This window comes from Paenibacillus sp. CF095, from assembly GCF_900101225.1.
GTDB lineage: Bacteria > Bacillota > Bacilli > Paenibacillales > Paenibacillaceae > Paenibacillus.
The window spans coordinates 2,730,021-2,748,723 of sequence record NZ_FMZN01000001.1 but is presented as its reverse complement, the minus strand read 5'-3'; the positions used below and the strand labels follow the sequence as shown (position 1 = coordinate 2,748,723).

Here is an 18,703-nt window from a genome sequence, read left to right as displayed (position 1 = left end):
ACCGAAGCCCAGACGGAGCGGTATAATAGAGACATTGATGGACAACAGGTACCCCGGAAATGAGGATACAGGAATGGAGCACAAGGTTCTTTCAACCATTGAAGAAATTAAAATCTACTCCGATCCGTATCGGATACAGATTATGAATATGTTTAACAAGCAGGGCAGACCATCCACTGTCAAAGAGATCGCCGACCAGATGGGTGAGGTGCCAGCCAAAGTTCACTATCATGTAAAAAAGCTGGAGAAAATTGGTCTACTGACGATCGTTTCCACGCGTGAGATTAATGGGATTATCGCAAAATACTACGAACCATTCACCGGAGAGATCCATCTCCGTCATGAAGATGAAGACAATGAAAATTCACCACTGAAACAGGTGTTTCGGTCTGAAACCCTCAAATTATTAAATGAGATGTTCGAACAGAGTCGTCAGCGGTTCATGCATCAGGCGGAAAACGAAGATCGGATGTTTCTCTCGGACATGACGCTGTATGCAACCCGTGAGGAAGTAGAGCAGTTGTATAAAAACATCATAAAACTCTGTGAACCCTATACAACGAAGGAGAATCAACAAGGGGAACATGAGGTGTTTCAGTTATTTTCTGCCCTTTCTAAACCTATAATGCAGACACCTGTTTCCAAGACAGCAGATGCAAAAGAGAAAAAAAAAGCTGCGTCAGGTAAGGCCAAATCAACTGGGAAATCATCTGGATCTGTTTCGAAACGGCAGGAATCTGCATCATCTGGTAATGAGTCGGAAGAATAAGCGGACGGAAAGTGTTCAGTGATTTTGTTGGAAGTAAGTAACGGCAACACGTGTGTGACTACATTGGAGAAAACTAGAAAAAGCCGCCATTGGCGGCTTTTTGATGCGTGATGAGGATGGCTACGGGTGGAGCAGCCTATTGAATTCAATTTAATTTTGACGCTTACCGTTTCAGTTCATAACGATGTTACATGTTCTCATCATAGCCCTTCACATCACGTTTGGCTGCGGTTGCGGGGGAGTTGGATGTACCATATTCTTCGACCGCTTCCCAGGCATCTGCGTTGTCGAACTTGCCGGCCCGCTGCTGTCTTCCTTCTCCCGCACCACTTGGAGGCATGGTCATTACTTCCTCTTCAACGGGCCGATCGTTGCTTATCTCCCGGTTAGGCGTGTCATCAATACAGTAAGCGGTATAAGGGATAGCCTCAAGTCGTTCGAAGGGGATATCTTCTCCGCACGTTACACAGGTTCCATATGTACCTTGCTCCATACGTTCCAATGCGTCGTTCACTTGATTGAATTCGTCTGTTAATGTATCGTCAATTGCCAGATCACGGCTACGTTCAAATGTTTCTGTACCGGCATCTGCCGGATGATTATCATAGGAGGACAGCTCACCGGTTGAATCTTTCAGCGACTCGACTGGAGCACCGTCTTCCATGCTGGATTCAAAATGACGCTGCAAGTTTTCACGTTGCTCCAAAAGGGCGTTTTTCAGTTCTTGGCGTTGATCTTTAGTTAATGTACTCATAAGGACATGCTCCTTTCCCGTTGTGGGGTGTAGTGAGTCTTTACCCGAATTGGATGAAAAGCAATCATTTCGTAAGGAATAGGGCTGTATCATTTTATATCTGACGGATTATGTGTTATAAAAAATAGAGAGAGAAAATGCCGTATGTTCTTTACAGGAAATAGAACCACGGCTTGGCTTATAATGGAGGTTGTCAATATGGATGAACATATGAAACGAAGATTGGATAAACAGAGACAATTGTTCAAACAATTGGGTGTGCAGCTAGATGCGTTATCGATTCATGAAAAACAATTTAATTATAAACTTCGTGGTTATGATCCGGATGAGGTAGATGCTTATCTTGATCTGGTCATCAAAGATTACGAACGTTTCTATGCCAATATTGCAGATCTGATGGACAAATGGCAAGAACAGCAGTTAACGATCCGTGATCTCAAGTCGTCCGCGAAACCGGTGGAAGATCCGACCAAGATTGATCGCAAACAGCTGGATGATATTGTGAAACAACTGGAATACAGTGTGCGACAGCTCAAGATCAGAGCACGTCCTGAAAAGGATCTGTTTTCTGAATAAAAGAAGGATCTGTTCTCTGAATAAGGTCAGCATGTCTTGGATTATATCAAATAAAGGTGGTTAATCATGAGTACTCATTTTTCGGTCAGTGTGCATTGTTTGTTGTTATTGTCACTCAGCGCGCCTGAACGAATCACGTCTGCACATATTGCAGGTAGCGTGAATACCAACCCTGTCGTCGTCAGACGTATTCTGGGCGGGCTGAAAAAGGCAGGATTGGTGAACTCCTCTCCTGGAACAAGAGGCTTCTACTTAGCGAAGCCATCAAGTGAAATCACATTAGCCATGATCTATCAGGCTGCCAAGGACGAAGGCCCATTGTTCCCGATTCACGGCAATTGTAACCCGGATTGTGAAGTGGGCTTGCATATTGACAGCTTGCTGACCAATCTGTATCAGGTTGCCGAGGAGAAGGTAGAGCAGTTCTTTGCATCCATTACACTCGAAGATATGGAACGTTCCAGTTCCCAGATGCAAGCTGTTCCATCACAGACAGAATAGATTGCAATAAAGACTTAAAGTGCATGTTCAAAAAGGGTGGTTTTCAGTACCGAGAAGATGGGATGAAGCTAGAAATGGAGTAGCGGAGCGTAGGAAACTACGTGAGCAACTACAATGTTTCCGTAGGAAACAACCTTCGTAAGCATATGCTTATTTCGGCTGAATTCCATATTCGATGCTGCGATGCGATTAGGCATCCTTCGTAATCAAAAGCGAACTTTTTGAACGACCTCTTAAAGGAAAGGTGGGTTGTTATATGAAAATTGTAGTAATCTCTGACACGCATTGTTCACGTAAATCACAGAAATTACCGGCTAGGCTCCTTGAGGTACTGTCCAGTGCCGATCTCATTCTTCATGCTGGTGACTGGTCGGATTGGAGCGTATACCCATTGCTTAGTGAGTATGCACCAGTTGAAGGTGTAGCTGGTAATACGGACCCGTCCGAAATCGCTGAAAAACTGGGATATTCCCGTATTGTTGAGGTGGAAGGAATTCGTCTGGGGCTTGTGCACGGTCATCTGGGATCAAAGGGTACGGAGCAGAATGCAATTCATACCTTTGCAGGCCAGCATGTGGATGCTGTGATCTACGGACACTCACATATCCCGGTGATGCATACCGTGGACAACACACTGGTATTTAATCCGGGGTCGCCTACGGATCGGCGTTTTCAGAAGCAATACTCATTTGGCATCATGACTATAGATCAGGGGAAAATACAGGCTGAACACGTGTTCTTTGATCGGGATTAGAGAGATATGCGCTGGTTGCAAGTCGGAAGAGTACAAGTACCAGAATACCCAGCTTCTGAAGTCGCGACTGGATAACTGATAGGGAACCTTTTCATCAAACATCCTATATATAATTATTGTACAAGGCATCTTTGAACAGAATTGAAATCTGTTCCAAGGATGTCTTTTTTGATTTTTGATCACATCATTCTCTTGGAAGTTATCTCTGAATGGGGAATGTGCTCTGTTCGTTATCTGTCATTCATCTGTTGGCGTTTTCCCCTATGGTCACGTTCAGTGTGGTGATACAATGCCTTTACGACATGAATTGAATACGTTTACATAAGGAGATGGAACATAGATGAAATTGTCTGTATTCACCGTAGCTACCCCAGATTTGAATGCAGAAGAGTTGGCATCAGCTGCAGCAGCAGCCGGGATCGATGGAATCGAGTGGCGTTTTCGCGGAATTCCTGAGTATGCGATATCCGAGGAACCTTCTTACTGGAGAAATAATCGATGCTCGGTAGATCCGAGTCGCTGGGAGGAACAGATTCCTGTTTTCCGTGAAGCGGCGGTAAGCCAAGGTAGAAGATCCATTGCACTCGTACCGTATCTGAATTGTGGTGATCTGTCTGCTACAGAGCAGGCGTTTCAGGCTGCAGCAGGGTTAGGAGCTTCGATGATGCGTGTTGGTGTTCCCGGATATGATCGCAAGACCAGTTATCCTGAGTTGTATCGTAAAGCCGTTCATTATCTGAGTGAAGTACAGGATCTAGCCAAACAGTACAAGATCAAGGCCCTTGTAGAGACGCATCATCAGACGATTGCACCGACAGCTTCGCTGGCCTATCGACTGGTGCAATCGCTGGACCCGCAGCATGTTGGTGTATTGTACGATCCGGGCAATATGGTGCATGAAGGATATGAGAATCATCGGATGGGACTTGAGTTGTTAGGCCCTTATCTGGCTCATGTACATGTAAAAAATGCCGGGTGGTTTGAAGCAGAAGGGAAAGATTCGCAAAAGGCTAATGTGACTGAGAAGAGCAGCGGAGTGACTCTGAATACAGCTTGGAAATGTCACTGGACGCCGCTGACTGAAGGCATGGTCGATTGGGTACAGATGGTGCGGGATCTTCGTGCCGTCGGGTATGACGGATTTTACGGAATAGAGGACTTTAGTGGTGCCTTGGAATCCAAGGCGATGTTACAGCATTTTGCAGACGTTTTCGCCGAAATTGAGCGTCGTGTGGACGAGGAGGAGCAGTCATGAGTATCGTACGAGTAGCAGTTATTGGTATAGGAAACATGGGAGCAGCACATGCCAGAACGTTGGTGGCTGGAGAAGTACCCGGTGCAGAGCTGGTCGCCGTATGTGATGTAAGAAGAGAGATGGAGAGCTGGGTATCCAGTCATCTTCCGGCAACGGTAACCTATTGGCAGGATGCTGAGCAGATGATGGCTTCGAGTACGATTGATGCAGTCATTATTGCAACGCCGCATTATGACCATCCAGAACAGGCCATTCAGGCGTTCCAGCATGGCTTGCATGTCATGATTGAGAAGCCAGCCGGTGTATATACGAAACAGGTACGCAAGATGAATGAAGCGGCCGCAGCCAGCGGTAAAGTCTTTTCCATGATGTACAACCAGCGGACCAACCCACTCTACATTAAACTGAGAGACTTGATTGCTTCAGGGGAACTGGGCGAGGTACGCCGTACCAATTGGATTATTACGAACTGGTACCGATCCCAAAGTTACTATGATTCCGGCGGCTGGCGGGCAACTTGGGCAGGGGAAGGTGGCGGTGTACTGATTAACCAGGACCCGCATCAACTGGATCTGTGGCAGTGGACCATCGGCATGATGCCGGTGCGAATGCGTGCTTTCTGTTCGTTTGGCAAGTATCGGAATATTGAAGTGGAAGATGATGTAACGGCTTATGTAGAGTATGAAAATGGAGCAACAGGTGTCTTTGTAACGACTACTGGCGAAGCACCGGGTACCAATCGATTCGAGGTCAACGGAGACCGAGGTAAAATCGTGATCGAAGATGGAAAACTGACGTTCTGGCGACTTCGGGAATCTGAGCCTGAATTCAATCAGCGGTTTACCGGAGGTTTTGGACAGCCAGAATGTTGGAAATGCGAGATTCCGATTACAGGTGTGGAAACGGGGCATCCGGGTCTGATTCGTAACTGGGTTGATGCGATTCGTACAGGCGCACCACTTATTGCTCCCGGTGAGGATGGTATACACGGATTGACGTTATCGAATGCGATGTTGCTGTCCACCTGGACGGATAACTGGGTGGATCTGCCGATCGATGAGGATCTGTTCTATGAGCATTTGCAAGAACGTATTGCTGGATCAACGGCGAAGAAAGACAAGACATTCAGTGGCAGTCAACCTGCTGATCTGAGTCAGACGTTTAAATGAAGACGATTTGTTATATAAGTTGAACTAATCATTTACACGTAACGGAGAGGACAGAAAAAACCTGGAAAAGCGAAGCGTTCGCCTTTATCCCCGGATTTTCCCCTTTGGAAAAGGGAATCAAAAAATCTGGGGATAACAGCGATTGGAAGGGTATTCTGTCATCGTAGTGTCTGTGTGAATAATCTCTAGTTCAGCTTATATAGACGAGTTCATTGTAATCATAATTTTATAATAAGGATGGGATGACATGGCTAAAGACGGGATGTTCTATGCACCAAAAAGTGTTACAAAAGAGGTCGTATGTGGTCCGGGTGAGTTCACGATTGCTGCTGTTGCGCTGGATCATGGACACATCTACGGCATGGTTGGGGGATTGTTGGAGGCTGGAGCTACCCTCAAGTGGGTGTATGATCCGGACCCGGCGAAGGTAGCGGCATTTCAGAAGCAGTTCCCACAGGCTCAAGTTGCTGGATCTGAAGCCGAAGTGCTTGCAGATGATGAGGTGTTATTGGTGGCAAGTGCAGCGATCACTTCAGATCGTGCGCCGCTTGGCATGAGAGTTCTGGCCGCAGGCAAGGATTATTTTACAGACAAAGCCCCGTTCACCACGCTGGAGCAATTAAAGCTTGCACGAGAAGAAGTGAAGCGAACAGGCAAGAAGTACATGGTGTATTACAGTGAACGACTGCATGTAGAAAGTGCGATCTATGCGGGGCAGCTCATTGAACAAGGGGCAATCGGCAAAGTAGTGCAAGTTATGGGTACAGGCCCGCATCGCTTAAATGCAGGAGGAAGACCCGACTGGTTCTTCAAGCATGAGCAGTATGGCGGCATTCTCTGTGATATCGGGAGTCACCAGATCGAACAATTTCTGACGTTTGCCTCATGTACAGACGCGGAGGTAGGGTTCAGTCGTGTGCATAACTTCAATCACCCACAGTTCCCGGATCTGGAAGACTTCGGCGAAGCTTCTCTGATTGGTGACAACGGTGCTTCCGGTTACTTCCGAGTGGACTGGTTCACACCGGATGGTCTTGGCACATGGGGCGATGGGCGTACCGTTATTCTGGGAACGGACGGTTATATCGAGTTGCGGAAGTATATCGACATCGCAAGGGAATCTCAAGGGGATCAGGTGTACTTGGTCAATCATGAAGGGGAGTACCGCTACAATGTAAAAGGCAAGGTCGGGTACCCGTTCTTCGGTCAGCTGATTCGCGATTGTCTGGATCGCACCGAGACAGCCATGACACAAGAACATGCATTCAAAGCGGCAGAACTCTGTCTGATTGCACAGCATAAAGCGATGAGCGAACGTGTGGTGTGGAGTAGCGGAGCGAAGTAAATGTTTTAGGTGAAGGGGAGCAAGGGGAGCAAGGGGAGAAAAGTTTGATCACTGAAAGGTTATCAGCGATTCTTCTATTGTTGAGTGAGGAAAGAGCAGCCCAGGTGTTAAACTGTATCCAACGTGTTAGTTATGGCTAACATATAGGACAGTTCACTCGGGCTGCTTTTTTGAGTACGTTGGTGACTTCGCAGATGGATTATTATGGGTTATATTATATGTAGTTCGGATATTCGTTAAAAAGAGAGGTATTTACGAAGTTCGTAGATACGATGTTATCCGAAATACTCGATAAATCTAAAATAGACAAGATAAAGCATAAAGGAGGTTTTTTAATGAAAGAAGTAATTATAAGGCATGGTGGAGATTACTTGCCAATTGACGATATTGACTTTTCAATAATAGCAAATGATCTTAGGTCTCTCCCATTCTATAGAGATGATTTATTTCTTGGAATGCAGGCAATGAATATTGGTATTATTGACCCTAACATTACTCAATTCGAGTCTGACTTATTAAAAACGTATTTTGAGAAAGAGAGAACACCATCTTATGAAGCAATGACTGTAGGAGCATTCTCTCAAATGTGGATTTTCGCATTATATGAAGTTCTACGTATGTGGCGGGAACGAAAGTATGATTTTTCTAAACTTTTCAAAAACGGTGGGATAGATTTAAAACTAAAATCACTTGCTGATAATGAAGATGATATGAATATAACATCACATGCTCGAAGGAGACAATTGGAGAAATATCGAGATGAACAGTCTTTTAGGGATGAAGTTGAATATTGCTGGGTTCAATTAGAACCAGTATATCGGTTGGTTGAATTATATAGAATGAATATGGCAAAACACGCGGCACCGGGCAAGAGCAATGCTATTCCAATGGCCCCCGGCTATGGGCGAATTAATATGCTTTGTGGCGCATTAGATTATGAGTTGCTTTTAGATAGAGATAGTTATGAATTGCTCAATAGAAGAGATGTTGCAGATAATTTGAGAGAAGCTCTGTTAGTTATTAGAGCTAATAAGAAATAAAGTTCTGTAGATTAATCGAGAAGTCGAATACTTCGGATAACAAAATATTCACGCTGCGGGCCGTTTGGCCCTAGATCATCCAGAAGTTAATACAAAGAAGTGAGTCAGGCTGACAACCCTGCAAGGCTAAGTCTTCGACCCGGCACTTACGTGGTGCCTTAAGCCTTTCGGGTTCGTGAATACAGGAACGTTATCCGAAAGACTTACAATACTACATTTGAGGATAGAGGTGTAAATTATGTTCTTTTTACAGATGTCAGGATTCCCAGGATCAGGAAAGTCGACATTAGCAAGACAGATTAGCCTAGCAACTGGAGCTGTCATTGTCGATCATGACATTTCCAAAACAGCAATTTTAAAATCGTTATCATCACAAGGAAACACGATGGAAGGTAAAGCAATAGGACAACTATCCTATGATGTAGATTGGTCGTTGGTGGATTTTCATTTATCGAATGGACACAGTGTCATTATGGATAGTCCTTGTTTGTACAGAAATTTATTAGAAACCGGACTTGAATTAGCGAGAAAACACAAAAAGAGATATAAGTATGTGGAATGTTATATAGAAGACATTGAAATAATAAGAAATCGATTAAAAAATCGAGAAAGACTTCTGAGTCAAATCGAAGCACCATCATCAGAAGAAGAATTTTATAAGACTATAAAAAACAGTAAAAAACCAGAAGAAGAGAAGTATATAGTAGTAGATTCATCGAAACCAATCTCAGATTACTTTCCAAAAGTACTTGAATATATAAATGAATGAAAATAAAAGTATAGATAATGAAAGTAAATTCAAGGTGGTAAGTCCATTGGATAACAAAGCATTAACGCATCGGGACATCCGTCCCTTGGTCAGCAGAGGTATTGGCAGAGAAGTAGATCCTGCTGACAACCCTGCGAGCCTAAGTCTGACGACCCGTTGCGCTTCGCTCCACTTAAGGCTTTCGGGTTCGTGAATGCAAGAACGTTATGAGAAATTATTGCAAGAAAAATAGAAGATAAATAAAAGTGATTGAAGCAGAAGCATAAATGAAGATTGCAATTATAACGGATATTCATGGTAATTATCCGGCATTGAGTGCCGTATTCTCTGATATTGTTTCCCGCGGAAAAAAAAATATTAATAACGCATTACCATATGAAGAATGGAGAAAGAGAAATAATAGATGAAACACCTTCGGGATTAAAATTAGACGCAAGGTATGAAGGCTCACCTTATAGTCTCGTTTGTTTCGGTCATCATCATCCAATCCATTACTTCAAGACAGATCAAAGAGTTTATTTGAATCCTGGAGCTTTAGGTTGTAATGATCATGCGATTGCAAGATACGCGGTAGTAGAACTGCAAAAAAGAACAGTGAATATTCAACTTATAGGAACCACATATGATAATAAAGCATTTTTGGAGTCTTTTGAGCAGTTAAAAGTTCCAGACAGAGAGTTTATGATAAAAGCTTTTCATGGGAACCAACTTGAGAGAGATTTCAAAGATGGCAGTAACATCTCATAACATAATATTCAAGCAACGGCTCTTTGGAGCCTTGGTCTGCTAGAGGGAGTTCGGAGAGGGATCTCAGCAGACAACCCCTTCGGGGTTCATGAATACAGGAACGTTATATGAAACCGACTAAATAGTGAGGATGATTCTACATGGAAGTACAGTTGAAAAAACTTGATAACCGAGATTTACTTGTGGGTTGGAAGAATGCTTTTGAAAAAAACAATAAACATCGAACTGACGAATATTATGAACGTTGTCTTGAAGAGAATGAGTCGGGGATTTGTGTTACGTTGATTGCTTTAGTGAACCACACTGTAGCTGGTATATGTCATCTGAAATATGAATCTGACTATCCGTATTTTTATAATCATCAGATTCCAGAGGTCAATGCATTAGATGTTTTTCCGGAATTCCGAAAACATGGTATAGCGACAAGATTAGTTGATGAATTAGAGAGTATTGCAAGAATTAAATACAAACGGATAGGAATCGGAGTCGGATTGTTTAAGGATTATGGAATTGCACAAAGGATGTATTACAAGAGGGGATACGTCCCTGATGGGAATGGCGTTATCTATAATGGAAGAGAAGTTCTTCCTGGCGAGATGGTTCGAGTGGATGATGATTTGAACTTATTTTTCATTAAAGAATTTGAACAAGAGAATTTGTAGCCAATTCGATGAAGAGTCGAAATCATATAACACGGCATTCAAGCGTCGTCCGCTGCCGCTCCCTCGGTCCGCTGGAGGCATTTCGGAGAAGCGGAATCAGCGGACAACACCTGCGAGGCTAAGTTTTCGACCCGGCCAGGCGATCACTTCGTTAGATCGCCGTGGCAGCTTAAGCCTCTCGGGTTCGTGAATGCGGGAGACGTTAGCTGAAATAAATGCAAATTCAATATTTTGAGGGAGCTATTACGTGGAGATCAACCAAGAAATAATAAAAATGCTATATCAAATTCAGTGGTTTAGTAAATGTGGAATAAGAGATTATCAAAGTGAAACCGTAATATATACTAATTCTTGGGTTGAAGCGTCTGAACATTATAATTCTCGAGAATGGGAAGAAACAACTTTGAAGGCCAGGAATCAGTTGACTTTGTATTTACATAATAATTTTTCGAAAGAGTATTTACATTGGAATGCCATAGTCAAAGAAGCAAAGATAATTATCAATACGATGTTAAGCGAGCAACTGGTTAGAACTCGAAATGAGTTCCAACTAGAGGATGTATTCAGTGAATGTGTTAGATGGGATATCTTAAATATAATTATGGAATACAGTTATTTAAGTAAGTTGAGAAAAAAATATAATAGATTTTACTCAGAACAAATATTATATATCTATTCTATAGGTCATCCGCCTTGTGGATGGGAAGGGAAATGGCCTTCAGGTAAGTTAGTGATTTTTTAAATATTGTTGAAGGCTTCTCGGGAAGGCAGTGACATCAGCTAACATAATATTCACGCTGCGGAAATTCGTCCTTGGCCCGGCATTCGCCGGACACCTAGCATTCGCTAGGTCGTGAATACAGGAACGTTATACGCAACCCCATAAGAATGTTAAACCATGCAACCAATTAATAACAAATAATAAATATAGGTGAAAGAATACATTTACAACGTAGCAGTTGAAAACCAGGATGAACGGAATATTAGAAGGTGTAACATATAACAATAAATTTCCACATCGTTAGTTATTGGTCATCAAGAGGAATACCAGCGAAGCGGATTCATAATAAAGTGCAAACTAAAGAATATTTCTATTATGCGAAAGAGAGGATCAAATGAATTATCATTTTGGTTTTTCATGGAAGGGTCTGATAATCTTTTTATTGCCAATGATACCAAATATATTTTATTTTTTAATTCCTGCGTCAGATATATCAGGAAACCATGCAAATAGCCATTTGATTTTAGATGTATTGGAGCACGGAAGTCAGGCGATATTTTTCTTTCTTCTGATATTTGTTGTAAGAAAACAAGCATCTGAAATGCGATGTCCGTATATAATTGGTATGGCAATAATGTTGATTTTTTATTATGGGCTATGGATATTGTATTTTACAGGCAACGCAAACTCGATATTTTTTTTGATGATGGCCGTTCTCCCGGTAGTATATTTTATATTAGCTGAGATTTGGCTTCAAAATTATCTGGCTATTATACCAACAGTACTTTTCGGTATTGTGCATGTCATTAATACATATTTGTCTATTGCGAATTAAAGGGAGGACAACAATCCTCTTAAATTTTGATTGTGCGTTCAGCATGTATTCTATATCAAGGATTAAGTCCCGAATGGTGAGGTTAGAAGTAAGCCATAGCTTAAGGCAGGGGTGTCCAACGTGAGCAGGAATCTGAATGAAGCCATCGGCAAATCTCCGGTCTGAGGAACACGAGCCTCTTATAAGGCTAGCGTTCATTGGATGAAGTTACTACACAAACCAAAGTTGATACTGCTGAAGGCGTACGAGAGTAAATGAGGGGATCTTTCCTATGCGGAAACGGATTTGATAGGAGCAAAAGATAAAACACGTAAAGACATATTAAATACATAAAACACACAAGACATATAAGGATGTGGAATCGAAGAAGAAGGGGCAGCGTATAACAATGCATTTTGCTTCGTCGCTGACGTTCCTCGGTCTTCAAGAGGGATTTCGGAGAAGTGGAATCAGGCGACACATCCAACCGGCTAAGTGGCAAAGCCACCCGGACCTCCGGTCCTTAAGCCGTTTGGACGTCAGAAATGCGCAACGTTATCTGACATAAAACTATTACATTTTAGGAGCAAATAATGAATATCACTTTCTCGGCATGGGTTCAATATTATCGAAGAAATAATCAAAACCTCAAATATATTCATTGGGATGACAACTATAAATTAACAACTAATGAAAGAGAAATAATCATTAAGTCAATTCAACAGTTTCAATTAGGAGAAAACTCTGAAGGTAAACATCTAATTAAACGTGCGCAAGAATATGTACATCAGACACAAGATCAGGATTACTATGAAGCGCTTATAGAATTCATTAAAGAAGAACAGAGGCACGCTAGAGATCTAGGCAGATTTATGAAGTTACAGGGAATCCCACTCCTTCGTAGACATTGGGTGGACAATGTATTTAGAAGATTACGTCAATATGCGAGTCTAGAACAATCAGTCATTGTTCTATTAACTGCTGAGATCATTGCTAAGTTGTACTATAAAGCTTTGCAAAAATCTACAAAGTCAGAAGTATTAATAGATTTATGTAATCAGATTTTAAGTGATGAGGAGAAACATGTTCAGTTTCAATCCGAAACACTTCATAAATTTGCTCAAAATAGAAACGTTCTCTTTAACAGAATAGTTTATATCCTTCGTAGAATCCTTTTTGAAGGAACGCTAATTATAGTGTGGTATCAACATAAGCCTGTATTTAAAGCTGGGGGATATAAACTCAAAAGTTATTACTATGAATGCCGTCATGAGTTTAACCTAACAAAGAAGATTATAGCTAATTCACTGTAGAGGTTTACGTCAGATAACATTATATCCAAGCTTTGGATTCTGGCGCTCCCTCGGTCAGCCCGAAGGGAATTGGCAGGGAAGTGGAATCAGGCGGACACATCCGCACGGACTAACCGCATCGCGGTCGCTCCCTAACGTGGCTTAAGTCGGTGGGGCGTCGTGGATACAGTAACGTTATAGGAAATCAGCGTATAAAAATACAAAATAAATTTTTCAAACTCTGAATAGGAGTGAAATCATGCTGGAAGCGGTTATTTTCGATATGGATGGTACACTATTTCAAACAAACAAAATCTTAGAGTTATCGTTAGAAGAAACATTTTCTGTCTTGAGGTCTCGTAACGAATGGTCGAGTGAAACTCCAACTCAAAAATATCGTGAAATTATGGGAGTTCCTCTACCAGTAGTTTGGGAAACGCTACTACCGAACCATTCAAACGAAATCAGACGAATTGTGGACGAGATCTTCCTAGAGAAGCTAATTGCAAATATTAATTATGGCAAAGGTGCGCTTTATCCGCATGTCAAAGAAGTTTTTGATTTTTTAAAACAGGAAGGCTGCTTAATTTTTATTGCAAGTAATGGACTAATCGAATACCTCAATGCTATCGTTAACTGTTACAAGTTAAATAATTGGGTGACAGAAACCTTTAGCATCCAACAAATAGAGACTCAGAATAAGGATGACTTAGTTAGATATATCCTTATGAAATATCACATCAACAACGCTGCTGTAGTTGGTGACAGGATCTCTGATTTCAATGCAGCAAAAAACAATGGATTGAAGGCTTTTGGTTGTCGATTTGACTTTGCCCAAGAATGGGAGCTTAAACAAGCGGATTATATTATTGATGATTTACTTGAATTGAAAAAATATATTTAACATCATGGGAAGTGGAATATTTGTGTAAGTGTTATGGAAGAATACACTGACATCCTATAACATCATATTCAAGTAGCGGCTCCTCACGGAGTTTTGGTCTGCAAGGATTTCGTTCGGCAGACACCCCCTACGGGGTTCATGAATACAGGAACGTTATGTCCCTAAGAGCTTTAAAACATAATGACACTTTTTGGAGGTTAATTGATGGGAGCATGGGGAACTGGAATTTTCGAGAACGATGAAGTATTAGATTGGAAGGCAGATTTACTTGATTCTGATGACATCGAATTAATTGAAGAGACGATTGAAGAAATATTAGAAGAAGATTATATTGAGTCAGATTTAGCTTCCAATGCTTTAGGCGCAATTGAGATCCTTGTAGCATTACAAGGTAATCCTGGGACAGAAATTTTGAATAATCAAAGTAATACAGAGGATCTATATGACTGGATTGATAAACATAAAGGTAAAGGAAAAAAACTCATTTCAAAAGCTAAACGAGCAGTTAAGAAAATTAAGAAAGATTCAGAACTAAAAGAGCTGTGGGAAGAATCAGAAGAATACCCGATCTGGTTAAATACAATAAATGACTTAGAAAATCGATTATAAAGAAATTGATAGCTTTTCGAGAAGAGGGAACTTCACATAACAGAATATTCAAGCTGTGGCTCCGTTGGAGCCGTGGTCTGCTGGAAGGGTTCCGATGAGGCAATTTCGGCAGACAACCCCTTTGGGGTTCATGAATAAAGGAACGTTAGCACAAATCAGTGGAATGCTTAATTAAATTATAAAGATTAGATAAACTATTAGTTAAGGACGGGGATTTCAATGAGTAGCTTGTTACTAACCTCATGTGGTTTTTATACTGATGATATTAAAAATCAATTTCTGGATTTTATTGAGGGAGATATTTCTCAATTAAAAGTCTCAATTATTACAACAGCATCCCCTAGAAAAGAAACTAATAGATATGCACAAAGAGCATTACAAGAGTTTAAGGACATGGGATTTCAGCATATCAATTTTGTAGATATTGAATTTGATGATCCGCAGATTCTCTTACATAAAGATGTTATATATATCAATGGTGGAAATCCATTTACATTATTGTATTACGCTAAGAAAAGTGGTGCTGATGAAATTATCAGAAGACTGGCCGCACAGAATGTAATTATCGTTGGAGTAAGCGCAGGAACGTTATTACTGGGCCCGAATATTAACATTGTCGATTTCTTTACTCCACAGATGAACACAATGAATTTAACGGATTTTAAGGCATTAGGTGTAACCGACAAGCTTATTTTTCCTCATTATGATCGAGAGGACATATTTAAAGATCGTACTAATAAAACAATTGAAGAGAGAATAGTAGAATTTGAATCCAATGAGAACTGTGAAGTGACAAGGCTTAAAGATGAAGAATATATCTCAATCTTAATGAACCAAGTACATTGAAAGTCGTAAATTCATTATATATAGCTCGAAGAAGCTCATATTTTAGGAGGAGTCTATATGATATTAGAAAAAGTTATAAATAGAATTGCAATACAAAGTGAATATAAGGATTTGGTTGATAAGTATATATATCATATACTTAACGAATTCAAAGATAAGATTCATAGCATTTATATGTGTGGCTCGATTCCCAAAGGAACGGCTCAACCTTTTAAGTCAGATGCAGACTTTACTATTGTATGTGCAAATCCCCAAGATATTGATTACGAAAGATTGTCAAGTATCAAAGACAGGCTTTTGGAAGAATATCCATTCGTCACTAAGATGGATACGATCATTTGCTCGATTGATGATGTATTAAGTAGACCGAACGATTGGGGTTTTTGGGTTAAGATCATTTGTGTTTGCATACATGGGGAGGACATTGGTGAAAAAGTACCCCCGATCATAATTTCTCCAGAATTCATTTTAGACTTAAATACAGATACCAAGGAGGAAGTAGATCGTGTACATCGTTCACTTTCTAATGTTAGTGATCACGCAATGAAAACTAGATATATTAAAGGTTACTCTAAGAGATTAATTCGTGCATTATACTCTTTGGTTTTAGAAGATACAGCGGTATGGGAAGATGAAATCATTAAGATGAAGAATGCCATATTAAACTATTGTGAGATTGACTCCGCTTTAGTTGAGTATCTGTATGCTTGTTACTTGGATAGCGATGTATCTGTTGAAGAGTTTCTGGAAATCGCAGATGAAGTATATAGCTATTTTGAGAACGCCTTAAATACAATGGCTGCTTCCAGAAATTCAGTTGGCTAACAGCATATTGACTCTACTGATGACTCTTAGAAGCGAGTGTCTACATCCAGCCCCCTAAGCACGTCGTCAATACAGGTATGTTATCTGAAACCGGCAAGATTGAAAGGAGAAAATATGATACTTGGGTTGTATGAAGCACATTTACCAGTGAGTAACTTACATCAATCAATCGAATTTTATTCTAAATTAGGATTAGAGCTGGCCTGGAGAGATGAGGATACAGCTTTCTTCTGGATTGAAAAAGAAAAGAGTTGGGTCGGTCTATGGCAAGGTGCAGAGTATCTCACTTCTTATCATCCATCATTAAGGCATATAGCATTTCGAGTTAGTTATAAAGATCTTAGAGACAGTGTGAAATGGCTTCAAACTATTGAAATAGAGCCTGTCCCATTCGGAAAAAGAGATTCAATAGATCCATTTGTTAGGCCTAATCAGGGAAATGCTTCGGTCTACTTCAATGATCCAGATGGAAATAGTTTAGAATTAATGTGTTTTGTAAGTGTCCCTGAAAACTTAAAGAATATATCAAATAAATTATCAATCGAAGAATGGGAAGATCTTTTGAAAGATAAAAACTAAAGAATGTATTGGGGTATTTAAAAGAAGTATCAGCATCAGATAACATAGTATTCAAGCTGCGGCTCCTTCGGAGTCTTGGTCTGCCGGATGAAAGCGCTTCATCATATATTCAACTGCGTTGAACGATGAATATAAAAACGTTAAGCGAAATAATTGCTAGTGGAAGGAGATTTAAATGCATATTAGAGGAGTAATTCTTGAGGGGTACTCAAATGCCGGGAAGACTTCAGTATTAAAAGCAATTAAACGATATCAATCACAAGGAGATTCATCAGAACGGAGCGTAGTTATCCTTGGAGAACATTATTCTCAAATTTTGAATAATAAACATGGAGAATATGTGAGTCTAACGAGAGAAGAACACATTGAGTTACTTAAAGAGAGAGTTGAAATGCTAAAGAAACTTAACGATTGGGCAATTCAACTAGGTCCTGCATCTAGAGGATCAAGGGGACTATTTTATGTTCTGGAGAGGTTTCACTTAAATCATCGAGCTGCATTTGCAGATTCGGATTTGGATGAGATAAATAAAATAGAAGAACAGCTTGAGTCTTTAAACGCCAGGTGTATTTTGCTCACAATCTCGCCCGAAGTTGTAGAAGAAAGAATTAAAAGTAGACAACCTGAAGAATGGATCTATAAAACAGAAGAAGAAGTAAGATCGTCGGTAAGTGAATTATTAAAAATCCAAAATGTATTAAGACATCAAGCTCAAATCTCAAGAGTGCCAACAATAGAAATCAATACAGATGGTAAGGATTGGGATGAGTATGTAAGGGTAATCATGGAGGGCAACGACATCGCCTAACCAGATGTTCAAGCATCGTCGCTAGTGCTCCTTAGTCGGGTAGAAGCTATAAGCAGAAGAATTTATTTAGCCAGACGTATCAGGCATACGCCGGTTGTCGTGAAAACAAATTGTTAGACGAAATCAGTTAAAATCAAAATCAATATCAATATGAGGTGTGTAATGGATCGTAAGATTATTCAAACCGCAAAAGAGATAGCAATAAGAATTATTCGCAAAGCAGGTCTAATCTCTAAAGAGAAGTTTGATAACTTTGTTGAACTGAGATCTAAAGATGAATTCGGGGATATGGTTACTGAAGTAGATCATATCTGTGAAGAAATCATTATCAAACAAATACAAGACGCATTTCCAAATCATCAGATACACAGTGAAGAGGCAGGGCTTATCGGAACTAAGCACGATTGGTTATGGTTAATTGATCCTTTAGATGGAACTAATAATTTTGCAATTGGTTTACCTGTTTTTGCGATATCAATTACCTTAATGTATAAAAGAGAGCCTGTTCTTGGAGTGGTCTATGAACCTCTAACAGAACGTTTATTTGTATCTGTTATTGGTGAAGGGACAAGCTGCAATAATCGACAAATACAAATTAAGAGTAACCCGAATATTTTCAAAGGAAATATAGGTTGGATTCAAGGTCACAGAGTACAAAACGACCCACAAGCAGTAAAACTAAGACAACACATTGATATTAGATTTAAACGAATGTTAAGATTATGGGCTCCAACGCTTCAATGGTGTATGTTGGCCAAAGGAGATATTGATGGAATTGTTCTGTACAATTCTGAAGGTGATGACTTGTATTCAGGAATCTTAATGGTTAAGGAAGCAGGGGGGCTTGTTATAGATTTTGAAGGAAATAAGTTTAATGGAATGAAAGAAGAACCTTATTTAATTGCATGTCACCCAGACCACAAAGAAGAACTATTGCAAATTGTAAGAGAAGGATTGAGTTAAC

At 40.5% G+C, this 18,703-nt stretch carries 23 protein-coding genes; 22 read left to right on the top strand and 1 reads right to left on the bottom strand.

The window, feature by feature from the left end; all coding sequences use genetic code 11:
* The first annotated feature begins 73 nt into the window (after nucleotides 1–73).
* Nucleotides 74–769 (top strand): ArsR/SmtB family transcription factor, encoded by a 696-nt coding sequence (locus BLS69_RS11860; RefSeq protein WP_091031747.1) that lies wholly within the window; start codon nucleotides 74–76, stop codon nucleotides 767–769.
* 187 nt (nucleotides 770–956) lie between these two features.
* Here BLS69_RS11860 and BLS69_RS11855 read toward each other — a convergent pair whose 3' ends face one another.
* On the bottom strand, nucleotides 957–1,523 hold the full coding sequence (locus BLS69_RS11855; RefSeq protein ID WP_091031745.1) for a TraR/DksA C4-type zinc finger protein: 567 nt from the start codon (nucleotides 1,521–1,523) through the stop codon (nucleotides 957–959).
* A gap of 198 nt (nucleotides 1,524–1,721) precedes the next feature.
* Here BLS69_RS11855 and BLS69_RS11850 point away from each other — a divergent pair, with 198 nt between their 5' ends.
* The 21 genes from BLS69_RS11850 to BLS69_RS11755 all read left to right on the top strand — a co-directional run bounded on the left by BLS69_RS11850 (nucleotide 1,722) and on the right by BLS69_RS11755 (nucleotide 18,702).
* Nucleotides 1,722–2,099 (top strand): DivIVA domain-containing protein, encoded by a 378-nt coding sequence (locus BLS69_RS11850; protein WP_017689054.1) that lies wholly within the window; start codon nucleotides 1,722–1,724, stop codon nucleotides 2,097–2,099.
* A gap of 66 nt (nucleotides 2,100–2,165) precedes the next feature.
* Entirely contained in the window at nucleotides 2,166–2,600 is a 435-nt protein-coding gene (locus BLS69_RS11845) for an Rrf2 family transcriptional regulator (RefSeq protein WP_091031743.1), read from the top strand.
* 256 nt (nucleotides 2,601–2,856) lie between these two features.
* Nucleotides 2,857–3,354 carry a metallophosphoesterase family protein gene (locus BLS69_RS11840; protein WP_091031741.1) on the top strand — a complete coding sequence of 166 codons (498 nt, stop codon included), beginning with the start codon at nucleotides 2,857–2,859 and terminating at the stop codon, nucleotides 3,352–3,354.
* Nucleotides 3,355–3,694: 340 nt separating this feature from the next.
* Complete coding sequence (locus BLS69_RS11835) at nucleotides 3,695–4,609, top strand: sugar phosphate isomerase/epimerase family protein (protein ID WP_091031738.1); 915 nt, start codon at nucleotides 3,695–3,697, stop codon at nucleotides 4,607–4,609.
* Nucleotides 4,606–5,778 carry a Gfo/Idh/MocA family protein gene (locus BLS69_RS11830; RefSeq protein WP_091031736.1) on the top strand — a complete coding sequence of 391 codons (1,173 nt, stop codon included), beginning with the start codon at nucleotides 4,606–4,608 and terminating at the stop codon, nucleotides 5,776–5,778. Before BLS69_RS11835 ends, BLS69_RS11830 begins: the two co-directional genes overlap by 4 nt.
* A 247-nt stretch (nucleotides 5,779–6,025) precedes the next feature.
* Nucleotides 6,026–7,123: a Gfo/Idh/MocA family protein gene (locus tag BLS69_RS11825; protein ID WP_091031733.1), complete on the top strand. Its 1,098-nt coding sequence runs from the start codon at nucleotides 6,026–6,028 to the stop codon at nucleotides 7,121–7,123.
* 335 nt (nucleotides 7,124–7,458) lie between these two features.
* Nucleotides 7,459–8,163, top strand: a complete 705-nt coding sequence (locus BLS69_RS11820; protein ID WP_091031731.1) for a hypothetical protein — start codon at nucleotides 7,459–7,461, stop codon at nucleotides 8,161–8,163.
* A 238-nt stretch (nucleotides 8,164–8,401) separates the two neighbouring features.
* Nucleotides 8,402–8,932 (top strand): P-loop nucleotide/nucleoside kinase family protein, encoded by a 531-nt coding sequence (locus tag BLS69_RS11815; protein WP_091031728.1) that lies wholly within the window; start codon nucleotides 8,402–8,404, stop codon nucleotides 8,930–8,932.
* A gap of 266 nt (nucleotides 8,933–9,198) precedes the next feature.
* Entirely contained in the window at nucleotides 9,199–9,339 is a 141-nt protein-coding gene (locus BLS69_RS32930; RefSeq protein ID WP_143023571.1) for a metallophosphoesterase, read from the top strand.
* The gene (locus BLS69_RS11810) at nucleotides 9,308–9,679 is read left to right on the top strand and encodes a metallophosphoesterase family protein (protein WP_091031725.1); all 372 of its coding nucleotides are present in this window, start codon (nucleotides 9,308–9,310) and stop codon (nucleotides 9,677–9,679) included. The genes BLS69_RS32930 and BLS69_RS11810 overlap by 32 nt, the downstream gene beginning before the upstream one ends.
* Before the next feature lie 140 nt (nucleotides 9,680–9,819).
* Complete coding sequence (locus BLS69_RS11805; protein WP_091031723.1) at nucleotides 9,820–10,341, top strand: GNAT family N-acetyltransferase; 522 nt, start codon at nucleotides 9,820–9,822, stop codon at nucleotides 10,339–10,341.
* Between the two features lie 247 nt (nucleotides 10,342–10,588).
* A complete protein-coding gene (locus tag BLS69_RS11800; protein ID WP_091031720.1) occupies nucleotides 10,589–11,083 on the top strand; it encodes a hypothetical protein in 495 nt (164 codons plus the stop codon).
* 373 nt (nucleotides 11,084–11,456) lie between these two features.
* The gene (locus BLS69_RS11795) at nucleotides 11,457–11,897 is read left to right on the top strand and encodes a hypothetical protein (RefSeq protein WP_091031717.1); all 441 of its coding nucleotides are present in this window, start codon (nucleotides 11,457–11,459) and stop codon (nucleotides 11,895–11,897) included.
* Nucleotides 11,898–12,469: 572 nt separating this feature from the next.
* Entirely contained in the window at nucleotides 12,470–13,189 is a 720-nt protein-coding gene (locus BLS69_RS11790; RefSeq protein WP_091031715.1) for a ferritin-like domain-containing protein, read from the top strand.
* A gap of 238 nt (nucleotides 13,190–13,427) precedes the next feature.
* Nucleotides 13,428–14,072: an HAD hydrolase-like protein gene (locus tag BLS69_RS11785; RefSeq protein WP_091031713.1), complete on the top strand. Its 645-nt coding sequence runs from the start codon at nucleotides 13,428–13,430 to the stop codon at nucleotides 14,070–14,072.
* A gap of 204 nt (nucleotides 14,073–14,276) precedes the next feature.
* Nucleotides 14,277–14,681, top strand: coding sequence for a DUF4259 domain-containing protein (locus tag BLS69_RS11780; RefSeq protein WP_091031710.1), 405 nt, complete (start codon nucleotides 14,277–14,279; stop codon nucleotides 14,679–14,681).
* 219 nt (nucleotides 14,682–14,900) lie between these two features.
* Nucleotides 14,901–15,527 (top strand): Type 1 glutamine amidotransferase-like domain-containing protein, encoded by a 627-nt coding sequence (locus BLS69_RS11775; protein WP_091031708.1) that lies wholly within the window; start codon nucleotides 14,901–14,903, stop codon nucleotides 15,525–15,527.
* A 57-nt stretch (nucleotides 15,528–15,584) separates the two neighbouring features.
* Complete coding sequence (locus BLS69_RS11770; protein ID WP_091031706.1) at nucleotides 15,585–16,352, top strand: nucleotidyltransferase domain-containing protein; 768 nt, start codon at nucleotides 15,585–15,587, stop codon at nucleotides 16,350–16,352.
* 114 nt (nucleotides 16,353–16,466) lie between these two features.
* Nucleotides 16,467–16,931, top strand: a complete 465-nt coding sequence (locus BLS69_RS11765) for a VOC family protein (RefSeq protein ID WP_091031703.1) — start codon at nucleotides 16,467–16,469, stop codon at nucleotides 16,929–16,931.
* 175 nt (nucleotides 16,932–17,106) lie between these two features.
* Nucleotides 17,107–17,739, top strand: a complete 633-nt coding sequence (locus BLS69_RS11760; RefSeq protein WP_091031702.1) for a hypothetical protein — start codon at nucleotides 17,107–17,109, stop codon at nucleotides 17,737–17,739.
* 162 nt (nucleotides 17,740–17,901) lie between these two features.
* Nucleotides 17,902–18,702 carry an inositol monophosphatase family protein gene (locus tag BLS69_RS11755; RefSeq protein ID WP_091031699.1) on the top strand — a complete coding sequence of 267 codons (801 nt, stop codon included), beginning with the start codon at nucleotides 17,902–17,904 and terminating at the stop codon, nucleotides 18,700–18,702.
* Nucleotide 18,703 lies beyond the last annotated feature (1 nt).

Bases quoted from the DNA above. Each gene is read 5' to 3' on its own strand.
- BLS69_RS11860 (WP_091031747.1), top strand. From the start codon at position 74: ATGGAGCACAAGGTTCTTTCAACCATTGAAGAAATTAAAATCTACTCC.
- BLS69_RS11855 (WP_091031745.1), bottom strand. From the start codon at position 1,523: ATGAGTACATTAACTAAAGATCAACGCCAAGAACTGAAAAACGCCCTT.
- BLS69_RS11850 (WP_017689054.1), top strand. From the start codon at position 1,722: ATGGATGAACATATGAAACGAAGATTGGATAAACAGAGACAATTGTTC.
- BLS69_RS11845 (WP_091031743.1), top strand. From the start codon at position 2,166: ATGAGTACTCATTTTTCGGTCAGTGTGCATTGTTTGTTGTTATTGTCA.
- BLS69_RS11840 (WP_091031741.1), top strand. From the start codon at position 2,857: ATGAAAATTGTAGTAATCTCTGACACGCATTGTTCACGTAAATCACAG.
- BLS69_RS11835 (WP_091031738.1), top strand. From the start codon at position 3,695: ATGAAATTGTCTGTATTCACCGTAGCTACCCCAGATTTGAATGCAGAA.
- BLS69_RS11830 (WP_091031736.1), top strand. From the start codon at position 4,606: ATGAGTATCGTACGAGTAGCAGTTATTGGTATAGGAAACATGGGAGCA.
- BLS69_RS11825 (WP_091031733.1), top strand. From the start codon at position 6,026: ATGGCTAAAGACGGGATGTTCTATGCACCAAAAAGTGTTACAAAAGAG.
- BLS69_RS11820 (WP_091031731.1), top strand. From the start codon at position 7,459: ATGAAAGAAGTAATTATAAGGCATGGTGGAGATTACTTGCCAATTGAC.
- BLS69_RS11815 (WP_091031728.1), top strand. From the start codon at position 8,402: ATGTTCTTTTTACAGATGTCAGGATTCCCAGGATCAGGAAAGTCGACA.
- BLS69_RS32930 (WP_143023571.1), top strand. From the start codon at position 9,199: ATGAAGATTGCAATTATAACGGATATTCATGGTAATTATCCGGCATTG.
- BLS69_RS11810 (WP_091031725.1), top strand. From the start codon at position 9,308: ATGAAGAATGGAGAAAGAGAAATAATAGATGAAACACCTTCGGGATTA.
- BLS69_RS11805 (WP_091031723.1), top strand. From the start codon at position 9,820: ATGGAAGTACAGTTGAAAAAACTTGATAACCGAGATTTACTTGTGGGT.
- BLS69_RS11795 (WP_091031717.1), top strand. From the start codon at position 11,457: ATGAATTATCATTTTGGTTTTTCATGGAAGGGTCTGATAATCTTTTTA.
- BLS69_RS11790 (WP_091031715.1), top strand. From the start codon at position 12,470: ATGAATATCACTTTCTCGGCATGGGTTCAATATTATCGAAGAAATAAT.
- BLS69_RS11785 (WP_091031713.1), top strand. From the start codon at position 13,428: ATGCTGGAAGCGGTTATTTTCGATATGGATGGTACACTATTTCAAACA.
- BLS69_RS11780 (WP_091031710.1), top strand. From the start codon at position 14,277: ATGGGAGCATGGGGAACTGGAATTTTCGAGAACGATGAAGTATTAGAT.
- BLS69_RS11775 (WP_091031708.1), top strand. From the start codon at position 14,901: ATGAGTAGCTTGTTACTAACCTCATGTGGTTTTTATACTGATGATATT.
- BLS69_RS11770 (WP_091031706.1), top strand. From the start codon at position 15,585: ATGATATTAGAAAAAGTTATAAATAGAATTGCAATACAAAGTGAATAT.
- BLS69_RS11765 (WP_091031703.1), top strand. From the start codon at position 16,467: ATGATACTTGGGTTGTATGAAGCACATTTACCAGTGAGTAACTTACAT.
- BLS69_RS11760 (WP_091031702.1), top strand. From the start codon at position 17,107: ATGCATATTAGAGGAGTAATTCTTGAGGGGTACTCAAATGCCGGGAAG.
- BLS69_RS11755 (WP_091031699.1), top strand. From the start codon at position 17,902: ATGGATCGTAAGATTATTCAAACCGCAAAAGAGATAGCAATAAGAATT.